The organism is Pseudomonas sp. G.S.17, from assembly GCF_038096165.1.
In the GTDB taxonomy this organism is placed as follows: domain Bacteria; phylum Pseudomonadota; class Gammaproteobacteria; order Pseudomonadales; family Pseudomonadaceae; genus Aquipseudomonas.
Genome location: NZ_CP151076.1, coordinates 6,141,245 through 6,156,666, shown reverse-complemented (window position 1 = coordinate 6,156,666; position 15,422 = coordinate 6,141,245). Strand labels below are relative to the sequence as shown.

12 protein-coding genes are annotated in these 15,422 nt (G+C 54.0%); 10 read left to right on the top strand and 2 right to left on the bottom strand.

Annotation, left to right across the window (positions count from 1 at the left end; genetic code table 11):
* Positions 1-797 precede the first annotated feature (797 nt).
* The 7 genes from AABC73_RS28690 to AABC73_RS28660 all read left to right on the top strand — a co-directional run bounded on the left by AABC73_RS28690 (position 798) and on the right by AABC73_RS28660 (position 9,392).
* Complete coding sequence (locus AABC73_RS28690; RefSeq protein WP_341521453.1) at positions 798-1,124, top strand: transposase; 327 nt, start codon at positions 798-800, stop codon at positions 1,122-1,124.
* Complete coding sequence (gene tnpB / locus AABC73_RS28685) at positions 1,121-1,456, top strand: IS66 family insertion sequence element accessory protein TnpB (protein ID WP_230000024.1); 336 nt, start codon at positions 1,121-1,123, stop codon at positions 1,454-1,456. Before AABC73_RS28690 ends, tnpB begins: the two co-directional genes overlap by 4 nt.
* Positions 1,457-1,517: 61 nt before the next feature.
* Positions 1,518-3,086 (top strand): IS66 family transposase, encoded by a 1,569-nt coding sequence (locus tag AABC73_RS28680; RefSeq protein WP_341521454.1) that lies wholly within the window; start codon positions 1,518-1,520, stop codon positions 3,084-3,086.
* A gap of 528 nt (positions 3,087-3,614) precedes the next feature.
* Complete coding sequence (locus tag AABC73_RS28675; protein ID WP_341521872.1) at positions 3,615-5,606, top strand: transposase; 1,992 nt, start codon at positions 3,615-3,617, stop codon at positions 5,604-5,606.
* Entirely contained in the window at positions 5,603-6,949 is a 1,347-nt protein-coding gene (locus AABC73_RS28670; protein ID WP_341521871.1) for a hypothetical protein, read from the top strand. Before AABC73_RS28675 ends, AABC73_RS28670 begins: the two co-directional genes overlap by 4 nt.
* Before the next feature lie 259 nt (positions 6,950-7,208).
* Positions 7,209-8,354, top strand: a complete 1,146-nt coding sequence (locus AABC73_RS28665; RefSeq protein ID WP_341521870.1) for an AAA family ATPase — start codon at positions 7,209-7,211, stop codon at positions 8,352-8,354.
* 15 nt (positions 8,355-8,369) lie between these two features.
* Positions 8,370-9,392 carry a DUF4435 domain-containing protein gene (locus tag AABC73_RS28660; RefSeq protein WP_341521869.1) on the top strand — a complete coding sequence of 341 codons (1,023 nt, stop codon included), beginning with the start codon at positions 8,370-8,372 and terminating at the stop codon, positions 9,390-9,392.
* An 881-nt stretch (positions 9,393-10,273) separates the two neighbouring features.
* Here the strand turns inward: AABC73_RS28660 and AABC73_RS28655 are convergent.
* Positions 10,274-11,695, bottom strand: coding sequence for a PLP-dependent aminotransferase family protein (locus AABC73_RS28655; RefSeq protein WP_341521868.1), 1,422 nt, complete (start codon positions 11,693-11,695; stop codon positions 10,274-10,276).
* Between the two features lie 90 nt (positions 11,696-11,785).
* On the opposite strand from AABC73_RS28655, the gene AABC73_RS28650 reads away from it, so the two are divergent.
* The 3 genes from AABC73_RS28650 (at position 11,786) to AABC73_RS28640 (ending at position 13,338) form a co-directional block, all read left to right on the top strand.
* On the top strand, positions 11,786-12,244 hold the full coding sequence (locus AABC73_RS28650; protein WP_341521867.1) for a GNAT family N-acetyltransferase: 459 nt from the start codon (positions 11,786-11,788) through the stop codon (positions 12,242-12,244).
* Positions 12,237-12,839 carry an NAD(P)H-dependent oxidoreductase gene (locus tag AABC73_RS28645; protein WP_341521866.1) on the top strand — a complete coding sequence of 201 codons (603 nt, stop codon included), beginning with the start codon at positions 12,237-12,239 and terminating at the stop codon, positions 12,837-12,839. The genes AABC73_RS28650 and AABC73_RS28645 overlap by 8 nt, the downstream gene beginning before the upstream one ends.
* Positions 12,840-12,906: 67 nt before the next feature.
* The gene (locus AABC73_RS28640; protein ID WP_331150622.1) at positions 12,907-13,338 is read left to right on the top strand and encodes a carboxymuconolactone decarboxylase family protein; all 432 of its coding nucleotides are present in this window, start codon (positions 12,907-12,909) and stop codon (positions 13,336-13,338) included.
* A 177-nt stretch (positions 13,339-13,515) separates the two neighbouring features.
* Here AABC73_RS28640 and AABC73_RS28635 read toward each other — a convergent pair whose 3' ends face one another.
* Positions 13,516-15,411 (bottom strand): acyltransferase family protein, encoded by a 1,896-nt coding sequence (locus tag AABC73_RS28635; protein WP_341521865.1) that lies wholly within the window; start codon positions 15,409-15,411, stop codon positions 13,516-13,518.
* Positions 15,412-15,422: the final 11 nt, after the last annotated feature.

The following is a 15,422-nucleotide window of genomic DNA, read 5'->3' as shown; positions in this document are numbered from 1 at the left end:
ACTTGGGCCTCTGTTGGATTGTCAGATTTCGAAGCCCTGACAAATCCATTGTCTATCCACTTGTGTAGGGCGTCAAGCCCCGCACCGGCTCCGTTCATCCCAAGAAAATAACCTATCGTAAACTGCGACGCATTTGTCTGCGTGAATGTTTTTAAAATAGTTACTTTCTGGCGAGTATTTTGTGCGATCCAAAATACTCCCGGAAGTACGGTGAAATGGATAAGCGCGGATGAAACCGCATCAAAGATACAGCCTAATTATTGAGCGTCAGCGAAACTTCCACTGGGGTGATCAATACACGCCCTCAGTACTGGCTCAAGTTTCCGAGGCACCGAGAGGTTCGCGCGTAAGCCGCTTAGTTAGCAGCAAACTAGGCCGTAATCTACACGCCTTATCGTCGCCTGAGAGGCTGTTCATACAGTTAGCCCTTCATCATCCACGACTTTTTGATCTGCATGAACAAAAAATGCTCTCCCCCGTTCCCACCGTCCATCCGTTGTACGGACACCCCCTAACACGCGGAAAGTTTCTGCCTCCAGTGGTGGGTACGTTAGAGATCGCTGAGTCGATTGGGTTCGAGCATTTCGCCATTTGCGTCACCGACGAGGATGGGGCACGTAACTGGCATCCATTTCCCTACCAGGGAGATTTACTGCTTTACCTCACGTCTACCGACGGTGTCCCCTATGCCATCAACTGTAAGGGGCCGGGGAACACGCCTTCCGAGCCCGAGCAATAAGGGCGATTGTGTCCGCGTATTTTAAGCGGATGCAATTACCCTTAATGCCAGGATCGTCATGCGCCAACGTAAGTCATACCCGAAATCCTTCAAGACCCAAGTCGTTCAAGAGTGCGAGCAGCCCGGTGTTTCCGTGGCAGCTATTGCGATGAGTCACGGGATTAATGCCAATGTCGTTCGCCGGTGGATACCGCTTTACCGTGATCGGCAGGCAGTCGCGCTGCCAGCTTTCATTCCTTTGAAAGTCGCGCCGGTTGAACCAAAACATAAGACCGAAGCGTCAGCGATCATTGCGCTGGCGCTTGGCGAGCAATCGCTCATCGTGAAATGGCCAACTTCCGACCCTGACGGATGCGCCCGCTTTGTCCGAGGGCTTGTTCTTTGATCCGCATCGATGCCATCTGGCTCGCCACCGAGCCGATGGACATGCGCGCCGGTACCGAGACGGCATTGGCCAGGGTGATCTCGGTGTTCGGTGCGGCGAAGCCGCACTGTGCTTATCTGTTCGCCAACCGCCGCGCCAATCGCATGAAAGTGCTGGTGCATGACGGCTTCGGAATATGGCTGGCGGCGCGCCGGTTGAACCAAGGCAAGTTCCACTGGCCAGGTATTCGCCAAGGCTCTGAACTGGAGTTGGCTCCCGAGCAACTTCAGGCTTTAGTACTGGGCCTGCCATGGCAACGCGTAGGCTCCGGCGGCTCGATCACACTGCTTTAACGGCTGCCATTAGCCTATCGGTCTATCGCCGCGAACTGCTTGCTCTGGCAAAATCGGCGCCATGACTTCGCTCCCCAATCTCGACCACCTTACCCCTGAACAACTGCGCGCTTTGGCGGCGCAGTTGATACAGCGTGTCGAGACGCTCGACCATCAAGTCGACACACTGGGTAAGACGGTTGAGACGATGGGCAAGAAGATCAACCGCGATCAAACGGTTATCGAGAAGCTCACCCACGAGATCGCACAACTCAAGCGTTTGAAGTTTGCCAAGCGTAGCGAGCAGATGAATCCTGAACAGGCCAGCTTGCTCGATGACCTGATCGATACCGATATCGCGGCGATTGAAGCAGAGCTTCAAGCCTTGCAAACAGTGCTGGCTCCGACCGAGAAAAAGCAAAAGCCCAAACGCACTGCTTTGCCGGCAGAGTTTCCACGCACGCTAATCCATCACGAGCCGGACAACACTCACTGCCCATGTGGCTGCGCACTCAAGCGTATCGGTGAGGACGTCAGCGAAAAGCTGGACTACACGCCCGGCGTATTTACCGTTGAACGCCATGTCCGTGGCAAATGGGTCTGTGATAACTGCGAAACGCTGATTCAGGCACCGGTTCCTGCACAGATTATTGATAAGGGCATCCCAACCGCCGGGCTGTTGGCCCACGTCATGATCGCCAAGTTTGCCGACCACCTGCCGCTTTACCGTCAGGAATCGATCTTCGGTCGTGCCGGCTTGGCGATTCCACGTTCAACTTTGGCTCAATGGGTGGGTGTGACTGGGGTGCAGCTGCAACCTCTGGTCGATGCACTGCGCGACGTAGTGCTAGGGCAACAGGTTGTTCATGCCGATGAAACACCGGTGCAAATGCTCATGCCGGGAACGAAGAAGACTCACCGCTCCTATGTTTGGGCCTACGCCACCAGCCAGTTCTGCGAAACAGCAGCTGTTGTTTATGACTTCAGCCCCAGCCGCGCTGGTGAACATGCTCGCAACTTCCTGCAAGACTGGAAGGGTAAACTGGTCTGTGATGATTTTGGCGGCTACAAGGCCAGCTTCGCACTCGGCGTGACCGAGATCGGTTGCATGGCCCATGCGCGGCGCAAGTTCTTCGAACTGCACGCGACCAACAAGAGCACGCTCGCCGAACAGGCCCTGCGCTACATCCAGTTGCTTTACGAAATCGAGAGTGAAGTGCGCGACCTGGAGCCGGATTTACGGCGCCGAATACGGCAAGAAAAAGCCGTACCGGTGATGGATAGGCTGCATGCCTGGATGATGGCCCAGCGCGATCTCGTGCCTGAAGGCTCAGCCATCAGCAGAGCACTGGATTACAGCCTGAAACGCTGGGCAGCGTTGTCGCGCTACCTCGATGACGGGGCCGTACCCATTGACAATAATTGGTGCGAGAACCAAATCCGACCGTGGGCGTTGGGTCGCAAAAACTGGCTCTTTGCAGGTTCGCTGCGCAGCGGCAAACGGGCGGCGGCGATTATGAGTTTGATCCAGTCTGCGCGGCTCAATGGCCATGATCCGTACGCATATCTGAAGGATGTCCTTACGCGCCTACCAACGCAGCGAGCGAGTGAAATTGATCAGTTGCTGCCGCATAGGTGGCAGCCGGCCTAATCACGCAAGGCGTGATGCCCGGACGCATACCATCAACTGGACAATCAAGTCCACACAGGAGGATTTTGCTGAGCGCCGTAGATCTAAACTTAAGACCCGAACGCAATTGAAGAAAGACCGCGATCATGCGGAGCTAAGGTTTCGGCTAGAGGAAGAATACTACGAGCGACTAGGGATCCGGACAGTTCAGCTATCACCCGAGCTAATCAGTCCCGTAGCCAGGGGGAACCTCGACCTCCTTTGGGCTGCACATGGGCGCGAGCTTACGCTTGACCCGCTTCTTTTGGCTGATTACAGCAGCGATATTAGTGAAGCGGTTAGGATCGGTGATCCGGTAGCCGAAGTCGCCATCCGATATGGTGCCCGATGGGGCCATAGGGACCAGTTCTTAACGCGTATATACCAAGACATTTGGTACCGCAATCTGCGGGTTAATCTGCTCCGACCGTTGCAAATCGACCATCCTCTCTTCAGCGAGGGAGGAGATCTCGTTGTCGAATATGCCAGCCTATTCGGTGGCGAACAGCCATGATTACTGGATCACGCATCGTCGCCCCTGAGGGTTACAAAGGGTTATCCAAGAACCATACGTACTACTTTCTGCAGAACGATGCGGCATGTAACCGCGTAAGGTTTGTCCTGTTCACCGAATCAGGCGGCGAGATCTGCGCTCGGTTGATAACAATGTCCTCCGTAGAGTTTGAGTCGGCCATCGATAATGAGGAGGTGGTAGAGCTAGAAGATGGCGAAATCTATCCGCCGTGGCTGGCGTCTATTCAGGGTGTGTCTATTTCCCAACTTGAGCATCGCAGAATTCATACCAAGGAGAGCTACCTAGAAAAGGTAGACCGTAGGTATTTGGCGATTGCAGAACTGGTCCCACGAGCGAGGGAGATTTTGGGGATGGATGACCCCGGTGCAGAGATCGGTACATGTGCCCGTAGCCAAAAACTGAACGCCAACAGGGTGAGGTTATGGTTCTACACCTACCTCATCTTTGGGCGGAACAAGTGGGCTCTCATGCCCCGATTGCATAACATCGGACGTTGGGATAGGGACGAAAAGGCCAGCCCTAATAAGCTTGGACGCCCTTCAGGGACTGGCAAAAAAGCGGGCCATCCTGCCACCCCGGAAATGAAAGCAGGCATCCTGAAAGGGTATCTGGCCAATAAATCCAAGTACAAAACAATGGCGAAAATCTATCGTAAGGTTCTAACCAATGTATTTGGTTGCATTTCGACCGGTGAGGAATGGATTAATCCCGAAGGAAAGCCGTTTCCAAGTTATGGTCAGTTCCGGCGCTGGGTGATTTTGCAAACGGTACGAGCATCGCGTGCTATCGAAGAAAAAGGTCCTTCTAAGGCACGGGCTCAGTCAGGCGATGTCGGAAGCTTTTCGGAGAGGTTGCTAGTTGTAAATCAAAGAGTTGAATTCGATGGATATTACGTTTCGGAAAAACTCTCAGGTTTGACGGAGGATAGTGCGGTCGACGGTTTTTGCGTAGTCAGATCGGTGTGTGATCTGTCCGGCCAAATCACAGGTATTGGGTTTGCTACCAGTCGAGAGAACATGGAGGCCTACAGGAATTGCTTGTTTTCCCAAGCGATTGGCAAGGTTAAGTATGGGGAACTGCATGGCTGCTTGATATTGCCCGGCGAATGGCCTTGTCAGGGGCTAGCCAGTGACATGATCGTAGACAGAGGACCTGCTGCGGGATTCGATTGCTTGCCTGAAATCAGGTGGTTGGGAGCCCTCGAACTGCCGCCCAGCTACTCCGGCCAGGGAAAGGCAAGTATTGAATCTTCTCATCCCCGTGATAAGAAATTCAATGATCAGCCGGCCTACTTCCACAGCTCTCATAACTTCGTTGAAATGGCCAAACGTGAAATCCTACAGGTACTCAAGGACAATCACGGCTCCAATGCATCAGGAAGAATGACAGAAGATCTCTACCTCGCAGGGGTACCGCCGACTCCACAAGGCATATGGAATTACTACCATGAGGTCGGACGGGACCACTCAGTCATGATGCCGTTCGACGAGGCCGTCAGGACGTTTCTAACGCCCCAGCCCGTCACTATCAGAAAGGATGCAGTTTACCTGTATGGCCGGAAATATCGCTCAAACGCCCTCATGGAAACCGGCGTTTTTGAACGCGTAGCCAGAAAGGGAGTTATTCACGCAAAAGCATACGTGCTGAACATGTGTGTTCGCCATATTTGGATAGAGTTGGAAAACGAGTTATTTGAACTTAGCTTTGTGCTACCGATAAGGGCTCTGGAGGGAAGTGGTGATGTCACTCTTGAGGAGCTGAAATTTATTGATGAGCGTCGGCGAAATCGTAATTCTTTACAGGACGATAAAAGCCTCGCATCCGATCAACTTTATGAAGATAGATTTCAAGGAATCACCGGAAAGGAATGGGACGCTGGTAAATGGGTGGCGGGCCAGGTTAGAAAAGGCGCCTCTACATCTCGCGATGACGCCGACTATGCTCACTTCTTGGGGCGCAAAAAATGAACAATTCAATTCTTTCACGATTTGACGGGTGCTCAGATATCGATAGAATTCGCGCCGTTGTCACCGTCAGGCCTAAGCCCCTCGCCGGGCTCAGTCTGATGCACAGCCACATTGCAGCAGAAACTATTTTTAATGCCCTAGAAGAAATCTTTATTCCAAATGATTTTTCCCTAGAGTTTATTAAAGAAATGGCCGACAGGGCACAACTACACTCACAGCGTATGTTTGGTACAGAGGAGTCTTACGTTGATAAAATCTACAATCCTCCCAAAGCCGAAGTCACCCCCGTCTGTCTGACCGGTTTGGCTGGAATTGGTAAGAGTCAGACCATTACAGCCCTCATGAAGGTGATGCCTGAGCCTACTGATTCCCCCTACGATCACTTTAATGGACCGTTAAGTATTCGTTCCTATTGGCATGCTAGCGCTCGGGGGAAAGCAGCGGGGAAACAAATGCTTTCAGGTTTTTTGGGAAGAGACGCAGCGAAAGGGCCAACGGCAGGCTCTCTGTTGAATGACTGCAGACGGCAGGCCAACATGTATGTAATTTCGCTATTAATATTGGACGAAACGCAGCATGTCAGCACCGGCCAGGGCGCTGCCAAAGTGACGGATATCCTCTTAACCTTGACCGCCATAGGCCCGCCTATGGTCTACGCGTGTAACTACAGCCTAGGGCACAAGCTGAAGGGGCGTAACAGCGAGGACAAGCAGCGGTTGTTAGCCGACCCGCGCGTGATGTTGCCAGACGAACCTGATAGCCATGCTTGGCAAGATTACATCCAAGAGTGTATGAGGGTTTGCAATGGGCACCTGAAAATTGATGCCGCCGTATTAGCTGAGGAGTTGTATAGGGCCACGTTTGGAATTAAGCGCCTGGTAGTAAGACTGCTGAAAATTGCCTATCTTGAAGCGCGTTCAGCGGGACGGTTCGATGTGGTCCTAGCCGATCTGGATCAGGCGTATGCCTCTACCGCATATTCGGTGAGCCGTGGTGAGGTCGAAGAGCTGCACCGCATGGCTATTCAAGGCGGAACCAGCGGTAGACTTGATCTTCTTTGCCCCTTTGACCTACCCAAGCAACCTCGGTCCAATGTGGTCAGCTTTTCGAGCGCTGACCGTCACCATCGAGTAGTTACTAAGGTGCTGCATTCATCGCTAACAGTCCAAGAGCGCGCTGCGAAACAAGGGATGGCCGATGTCGTCCCTGGCTTGGCGACGGAACCTGTGAAGCCGAAAAGGTTGCCTCGCCTCTCTAAGCCAACTACGGATGATATGGTTAGAAATTTTGAGCAATTCAAGCCGAAATCGGATTCCTCTTCGAAGTCAAAGCGACCAAAGTAAAGAAATGTTCGAAGCTCGAGGCATACCACCAGTTAAATCCTGGCGTGCATTGCTTGAGCTCAGTGTGCGACAGGACCAATGTTGGCTTGGACTGCGGCCTAGACCTACGGCTACGCCAGCGCGCACCTGCTGAACAGGACGCGCGCAGACCGCTTCGCAGATGCATTGGTGGGATAGGCTGTAAAAAGTGGCAAAACATAGGTAATCTACGTTTTTGTCCCAAGCATTGAAATGCTTGATAACTGCCAGGTGAAGAAGTTTGAGAAGGCTAAGCGGCATTGAAATATACAACATGCCTCGGACGGGAAAAACTGTAGCTATCCCTATTACCCCCGGGAAAAGCATTTTAGTGCTTACTGGCTACAATGGTTCAGGGAAATCACGTCTCATAGCCGCAGTCATGGAGACACTTTCCATGATCAGAGACCACGACTTTCCAGCCCAAGCGCAGGATTGGGCAATGAAAATTTCATTCGAGGACGGTACCGAAGCTATATCGGTCAAGATGGATAGGGGCACAGTTGGCAATGAAAAAATAGCATCGAAAATGCAGGGTTTAATCGGCAAGCGTTTTCCACTTGAAAAACTATATAATACTGCAAAAAAGTTTATTGCAAACAGCACCGATAAAACGGTCCATACTGGTGGAAAGCCGCCGCCCGATGGATGGCAAAAAAACTTTGGTGGTGTATCGCTTTTGAACGTGCCTGAAAATATTGAGAATTACCCATCGGAGTTAGATGCAGTCGCATTTATTGACGACAAAGTTTTTTTTAATTACGAGCGGAAGCTAGAAAAGGCGGTATTTAAAGCAGATGCAAGTCTAGATAACACTCTAATGGTTTTAATCACAGAGTTTATTTCCTCTAAAGCTGTCCTTGGGCTGGTTACGGGACAACTTGAGAGCTCTGTCAGAGAAATCATGAAAGAGTATCTATCTGGAACACAAAAGCACCGTAAAGGTGCAGATCAAGAAGACGCATTGGACTTTGTTCGCGCCCGCCTTGATCCTGACGCACTGGCTGTGGAAAGCGAGCCACTTTTCTCACAGACCGAAGTATTCACAACGCTAAATACCTTCTTCAAGACTACGAAGCGTGAGTTAATATGGAAAAGCAACAAGATTTGCATGCAACTTTCTGATGGAAGTATTGTGGAGTGGTACTATTGCTCCAAAGGTGAAAAGGCCTTACTAGCGCTCTTCCTGACTGTATATCTCTACAGAGATAACTCTATATTTTTCTTGGATGAGCCTGAGGCTTCACTTCACGCCGAATGGCAAAAAAAGATCCTTCCCGCGTTGAAAGAGCTTGCTCCAAGCGCTCAATTTATCGTTGCTACGCATTCTCCATTTTTGATAATGAACACAGAGCACGAGCAAATAGTTAACATGGCGAAGTTTTAACACGGAAGATATGCGATGACCACGGCATTGGAGTTTGGTTTCATCATAGAGTCTGGGGATATTGAAAAGCTAAAATTTTTCAATTCGGACGGAACCGACCGAGAGACGGTTGTCGTATGGGTCGAATCCAGAGCCGATAAGCGGTTTTGGAGCCCGATTTTGCTGGACAATGACAACTATCGCTTTGATCTGAAGATTGCAGATGATCACATTTCTGCAGACGCCAGAGTCGCTACCGGCTGCAAAAGATTGATGGCTTTGAGGGAAAGAGGCGAGATAGTTTTAGGGAAAAACAATATTTATTGCTTGGATAGCGATGAGGGTTTCCTCATATCGATTTTCGACAGATCCGTACAAGACCATCACCACATTTACTATACAAACATTCATTCTATCGAGAATGCCTTCCTTTATCCTGCCTATGCAGATCGCATATTCGAAGCTGTTTCTGCGCGTCGCTTGAATGACTTAAGCGTCAAACCCTCTGAGCTATTGGGCGAGGTCAGTGCTGACACTTTTGAAGTCATAAAACTCATCTCTTTTTCTTTAAGATATGTTCCACCTGTCGGCCTTAAGCTGAGAGAAGATTTGTACGAAGCCCTAAATCGGCTTAAGAATATTGATGTGACTTTATCAATAGCAAACTCTACGGATTACTCGGCATTTAAAGAGGCTGTCCTAGAAATTTCGGCTGCTGCCCATAGAGCCATAATCCCGATGAATAAGGAAAGTTACTTATTGTTTGACCAAGCCTTGACTGCTGCAGGTTTCAGCAAAACTAATGCGTACCTGTTCCTCCGCGGTCATGACATTTTCGAAACTACGGTTTGCATTTTTAATCGTCTCAGTAAAACAATGAAAGCGCAAGAGATTGCGAAAGTTAAAGAACTATACGCCAATCCTAAATCCTCGATCAACGCCATTCACAATGAATGGGATGATTATGGAAGTAGTCTGCGGGTCGGTTTTTGCGCTTCAAATTTTGAGATCCCGTTCTTCTCACAGACATGCAAAGCTCTTACCCAGAACTACAGATGAATTTTCGCAGCTTCCGTATCGATCTCTCATGGTCCAAGCTTGGGCTTGCCTAAGTGCTGCTACGTCCCAAGCAAGGCTGCCAAACGCGCCTGTTACGAATAAAGCCTGGTCTCTTGACGCTTGGCGCTGCACCAAATCCAGATGGTTGGAAATAAGCAGCAGCGTTGGAAAAATGGGCGGCAAGGTAGCTCAATCACTAAGACCCGGGTGAAGTGAGTCTGGTCAACATACGCAGCGGACGGGCGCGGCAGTAAGCTTCAGGCCGGTATCTACCGGTCGGATGGCCGCAAGAAATCGAGGGTGTATCCAGCGCGGTCTGGGTTGGACTTAGTCATGTCGTATCCTTGCGGCTATATAGGATGCCTGGCAAGGGCTACGTTTTTCAGGGGCAAGGCCACTTTCAATAAGCGCCTGGCCTTCATCGACGGTACCAACTCCCAACCGATGCCCCTCGCGACTCACGTCAACTCGAAGACGCTTCCTGATGCTCTGACCGGTTGCATATGTTAGTTGTCCATTCGCAATCTGCAAAGCCGCGGACGGCTGGTTCAGAACTATTAGCTGAAGGAATAAGTGTTTTTTCAAGGCTTAGGTCTGCGGACGGTTTATATTTCATTGCGATCTTCAGATTCGGTGGTTTCGGGCTGGCTGGACAGTTTATAGAATGTTCACTGCGAACCCGGGAGTGCCCGGTTTTATTACCTAGGTGTGGACGGTTTATAATTCACAAAATCAATCCGATTCGCTGCTATGGATCTTCGCGTACTCCGCGATGTCGGCTAGCACACAAGATCCGTAGGACTGGCTTTAGCCGGGAGGGCGGAAGGTCTGAAGACGCAACCGCTGCGAATGTACTGGCCTCCTCCCGGCTAAAGCCGGTCCTACTGGATGTATTCAACTTCATCAATCACCCGCGCCAGGCGCTCAGCCAGTTCCGCTGCCTGAGCCTCGCTGGCCACGTTGGTAAAACTCATCAATAGCCCGCGTTCGGCGGGTGAGGTGAGGTGCCAGTCGGACAAGGCTTGAACGGCAAGCCCGGCCTTTCTTGCCGACGCGGCGATGACCCGATCGTTCAGGCCTTCGCTCATTTCCGCGCACAGGTGCATGCCACCTAGCTGCAGGTTGACCGACAAGCGTGTGCTCAGCCTGACGCTCAGGGCGTTGGTCAGCAACATTCGCCGATGGGCATAGAGGCTGCGCATTTTTTTCAGATGCCGGGGGAAGTGGCCTTGCTCGATAAAGGTCGCGACGGTGGATTGCCACAGTTGCGGGCAATGGTTGTGCATGTCGTCGGCCATTTTGCGGAACCGGTTGACCTGGGCTTCGGGTACCACCAGATACGCGAGTCGCAAGCCGGGCACCAGCACCTTGCTGAAGGTCCCGCAGTACAAAACCCGGCCGTGTTCGTCCAGGCTCTTGAGCGCCGGGATCGGTCGACCCTTGTAACGGTATTCGCTGTCGTAATCGTCCTCGATGATCCAGCTGTTCTGACGATTGGCCCAGTCCAGCAGAGCCTGGCGGCGATTCAGCGACAGGGAAACGCACAGCGGGCTTTGATGCGTCGGCGTGACCACCGCAAAGCGTGCATCGGGTGCGCGCTGGATGCCGGCCTCGACCACCAGTCCATCACTGTCCACCGGCACCGGGACCAGTTGCATGCCGGCTTCGCCGAGAAACTGGTGGGCCATGAAATAACCGGGATCTTCGAACCAGCAGCGGTCGTCTTTGTGCATCAGGCTGCGGCAGATCAGATCCAGACAGCCGCGATAGCCTGCGCAAATGAAGATCTGTTCCGGCAGGCAATTGATACCCCGGGAAATCCCCAGATAACCCGCCAGCGCGGTGCGCAGCGCCAGATCCCCGTGGCTGTCGGGATAGTTGAGTGCGTCCAGCCCGCCTTGGCGCAATGTGCGGCTGGCCAGCCGATTCCAGAGTTTGCGCGGGAACGCGTCCAGCGCGGGCATTCCCATCTGCAAGGGCATGGGAGCAGTGCCCGGATGTACGACAGCGGGTTGCGGCGCCTGAGCGGGCCGGGTGGGCGGCGCGCTCGCAACGGCGTCGACCAGCTGCGAAACCACCGTGCCGGCCGGTCCGCGTGCGAGCAGGTAACCCTCGCTGATCAATAGCTGATAGGCGGTTTCTACCGTGCCGCGCGCCAGGTTCAATTCGGCTGCCAGCGCGCGCACCGATGGCACTCGATCCCCCGGCTTGAGGTGGCCGTCGGCGATGGACTGGCGAAAACGCAGATAGATCTGCCGATACAGCGGCGCGTCCGGGGTTGTGTCGGGCAAGGATCTATTCATTGCATGGCCTAGTCGTTTTTGCACTTCTTGGCTCTATAGAGTAGGCCATGCGGCGCATACAGTAGGCACACATTTGAAGGAGAGTGTGCCATGCAACCCCCCATGTTCAGACTGTTGAGTCGCGGCGCCGAGCAGGCGGCAGGCTTCACGCTCATGCAGCAACTACGCCCGCACTTGAGCGATCTTGAATCATTCACCCGGCAGCTGGATCGCCAGGCCTATCAGGGTTATCGGCTGTGGGGTCTGTGGCAGGGCGACCAGTTGGCCGGGCTGATCGGCTTTCGTGAGCTGGAAAACCTGATCTATGGCCGCTTCATCTACGTCGACGATCTGATAGTCGATCCGACCATGCGCCAGTCTGGATTGGGCTCGGTGTTGCTGGATAAAGTCCGCGAAGAAGCCCGGCTGCGAGGCTGTGCTCATCTGGTCCTGGATACCGGCCTGCACATGGCGCTGGCACAACGCTTTTATTTCCGCGCCGGGCTGCTGGCCCGAGGCATGCATTTCGTCCAGCCACTGGACGTCGCTCAGGAGTCCGCCCATGCGTGAATTATTGCTGATCACCGCCAGCCCTCACGGGGAAGCGTCAACCGGTTATGGGTTGGCCGTCGAATGGGCCGACTCGCTGCGATCCAGACATGCGCAATTCACCCTGACCCAGCGCGACCTGGTCGCACATCCGCTGCTGCCCATAAGCGATGCCTACGCCACCGCGCTGACCCAGCGCAACCCTGTCGCCCAACCGGCACTTGAGCTGTCCGAGCAGCTGATTGGCGAACTTGAGCGGTGCGACCTGCTGCTGATTGCCACGCCGATGCACAACTTCACCGTGCCTGCCGCGTTGAAGCTGTGGATCGATTACGTGGTGCGCATCGGGCGCAGCTTTGAAGCCAGGCCCGACGGCAAGGTCGGTCTGCTGCGGGATCGCCCGGTCTACATCATCGTCAGCTCAGGGGGCTTTCATCTCAAGCCGCGTGGGCAGCAACCCGATTTCCTCACGCCGTACCTGCTTGAAGTGCTGAAAACGATCGGCCTGTTCGACGTTCACTTCGTCTATCTGGAAGGCATGGTCCTCGGCGAAGAAGTGAGCCGCGCGGCCTTTGCGGCGGCGGCACAACAACTGGCCGGGAGTGGCCTGTCTTGAGCATCAGGGCTGGATGCACAGCTGTTCAAATCCACGCTAATTTCATCCATTCATTCGGGAGTATCCAATGAGCAAGCTTCGTCTTCCATTTTCAGACCTTTCTCCAGCGGCCTATCAAGGTTTGCAGAGCACCAGCATCGCCTTGAGCAAAAGCTCTCTCGGTCAGGCGTTGGTCGAGCTGGTTTACCTGCGCATTTCGCAAATCAACGGCTGCGCGTTCTGCCTGGACATGCATTCCAAGTCATTGCGCGCTGCCGGTGTTTCGCAGCGCAAACTGGACTGCCTGGCCGGCTGGCGCGTCAGCGAACTGTTTGATGCGCGCGAGCAGGCCGCCCTGGCCTGGTCGGAATCCCTGACCCATGTTTCCACCCAAGGCGCATCGGATGAGCTGTATGCCGTGCTGAAAGACACGTTCAGCGACACCGAGATCTCCGATCTGACCATTGCCGTCTCGCTGATGAATGCTTTCAATCGGCTGGCGGTGGGCATGCGCCTCTGATCTGGCAAACGATCCTTGTGGGAGCGAGCTTGCTCGCGAAGGGTTGGTAGATCCGGCCGAGATTCAGCGCCTGATATGGCTTCGCGAGCAAGCTCGCTCCCACGCAAGATGGCTCCACCGTTTCCAGCAAAAAAAGCCCGCAATGGTCACGCCATGCGGGCTTTTTGATTGGAAACGTTATTGGGTGCTGATTTTGCTCAGCTCTGGCATCACAAAGTTTTTCACGATGTACAGCGAGCCTTTTTCGCTCAAATGTCCGGAATCGATTTGCAGCAAGGAGTCGTCCTGCAGACGCACCAGACAGGAATTAGCGACACATAACTTGTCGATCAGCGAGACGAAATCCACCGATTGTGGATCGATCTGGCGTCTGATCGCCTTATCCGCGGCCATCACGCTCTGGTCCAGCGCCGCGTCGGTAATGTGCGATTCATTCAGGCCCCAATGGCGGTTGGCGATGACGCTGGGCAGTGACGGATTCCATTGTGGCAGCGGTCCGAGCAGCACGATGTGTTTGACGCCATAGCTCTTGAGCCGCGCGGCGATGTCGCCCCAGTGGGTCTTGTCGTGTTCATCCTTTTGCGCGATGACCACCACGTCAGGTTGCAGCTTCTGGATGCTTTCCAGGGCCTTTTTGTTGGAATAGTTGCACGTGACGCGCGGCGGGGTGGCGCGGCCGTTGTCCAGGGTCAGGCTCGGCCGACAACTGGCGGAAGCGACTTGATAGAACGGCGTGCCCGCTGGCAGCGACGTTCTGAGCCCCAGGGAAAGCGCCTGGGCATGGGAATCGCCCCACAGGAACACGCCGCCTTCGCCTTGTTTGTGGGTGCAGGACTCGTCAATGCCCGACAACCCGCGCTGGGTGAAGGCCGAAAAGGCATCGCACTTGAGCCAATAGAGCTCGTACAGATTCTTCTGCCGATCCGCGTAATCCTGAACGAAACGTGCCTTGTCCGAGATGCTTACGGCGCGCAAGGGCGAGATTGCGCCTTCGGTGGCGCTGACCGCAGTGGCAGCGGCGAAGACCATGGTGATCAGGCCGCTGACGGTGGCGAATTTCCAGCGGCGTTTGGGGGTGGGCGCTTTTGGGGGCGATTTTTCGATCAATTGGTACGACGCCAGGCCCAGCGCGAAGGCGCAGGCAATGCCGAGGAATGCATTGAACGTATCGCCCAGATAACCGGCGTAACTCATGAACACTACGACCGGCCAATGCCAGAGATACAGCGAGTAGGAAAGCTTCCCGGTCCATTGTGAGAAGGGGTTGCTGGTCATGAACGAATCCTGACGAGCCGAGACAATCACCGCCAGGGTTCCCAGCACCGGCAACAACGACAGATAACCGGGCCAGACGTCTTTTTCGGAAAGCAGCACGAAACTGGCGAGCATCAGGCCCAGGCCGGTAGCTTCCAGCAGCCGTTGCGGCAGCGCGCGCAGTTTGACCGGAAACACGCAGGCGACGCCGCCGACGAGCAATTCCCAGGCTCTGGTCGGCAGCAGGTAAAACGCCGGTTCCGGCCACAGAAACGACGCGACCACGCAGAAACCGAAGCCCAGCAGGCAGCCAGCGAGGATCCACCAGCGCAGATTGCGCTGGGCAATGAAGCGACTCAAGGCCAGCAGCGCCAGCGGATAAATCATGTAGAACTGCCATTCCACAGAGAGCGACCAGGTGTGCAGCAGCCATTTCTCGTGGGCGCCCGCCGTGAAATACCCGGCTTCGGCCCAGTAAACAAAGTTGGAGACAAACCCAAGGCTGCCAGCGATGTGTTTGCCCAGCTCGCTGTATTCCAGCGGCAGCAGATAAAACCAGCCCGCCAGCAGCAGCACGAAACACAGCGCCGCCAGCGCCGGAATGATCCGTCTGGCCCGGGACTTGTAGAACGCGATCAGGCTGAAATTACCCTTGTGCAGGCTGCGCACGATAATTCCGGTGATCAGGTAGCCGGAGATCACGAAGAAAATATCGACGCCCGCAAATCCGCCCGGCAGCCAGCCTGGGTTGAAGTGAAACAGCAGCACGGCGATGACCGCGATGGCGCGTAGTCCATTGATGTCTTTTCTGAAGTCCATGGCGTTTTTTC

What these genes read in the sequence shown, in the direction of transcription:
- AABC73_RS28690 (WP_341521453.1), top strand. Translation starts at nt 798, where the DNA reads ATGCGCCAACGTAAGTCATACCCGAAATCCTTCAAGACCCAAGTCGTT.
- AABC73_RS28680 (WP_341521454.1), top strand. Translation starts at nt 1,518, where the DNA reads ATGACTTCGCTCCCCAATCTCGACCACCTTACCCCTGAACAACTGCGC.
- AABC73_RS28675 (WP_341521872.1), top strand. Translation starts at nt 3,615, where the DNA reads ATGATTACTGGATCACGCATCGTCGCCCCTGAGGGTTACAAAGGGTTA.
- AABC73_RS28670 (WP_341521871.1), top strand. Translation starts at nt 5,603, where the DNA reads ATGAACAATTCAATTCTTTCACGATTTGACGGGTGCTCAGATATCGAT.
- AABC73_RS28660 (WP_341521869.1), top strand. Translation starts at nt 8,370, where the DNA reads ATGACCACGGCATTGGAGTTTGGTTTCATCATAGAGTCTGGGGATATT.
- AABC73_RS28655 (WP_341521868.1), bottom strand. Translation starts at nt 11,695, where the DNA reads ATGAATAGATCCTTGCCCGACACAACCCCGGACGCGCCGCTGTATCGG.
- AABC73_RS28650 (WP_341521867.1), top strand. Translation starts at nt 11,786, where the DNA reads ATGCAACCCCCCATGTTCAGACTGTTGAGTCGCGGCGCCGAGCAGGCG.
- AABC73_RS28645 (WP_341521866.1), top strand. Translation starts at nt 12,237, where the DNA reads ATGCGTGAATTATTGCTGATCACCGCCAGCCCTCACGGGGAAGCGTCA.
- AABC73_RS28640 (WP_331150622.1), top strand. Translation starts at nt 12,907, where the DNA reads ATGAGCAAGCTTCGTCTTCCATTTTCAGACCTTTCTCCAGCGGCCTAT.
- AABC73_RS28635 (WP_341521865.1), bottom strand. Translation starts at nt 15,411, where the DNA reads ATGGACTTCAGAAAAGACATCAATGGACTACGCGCCATCGCGGTCATC.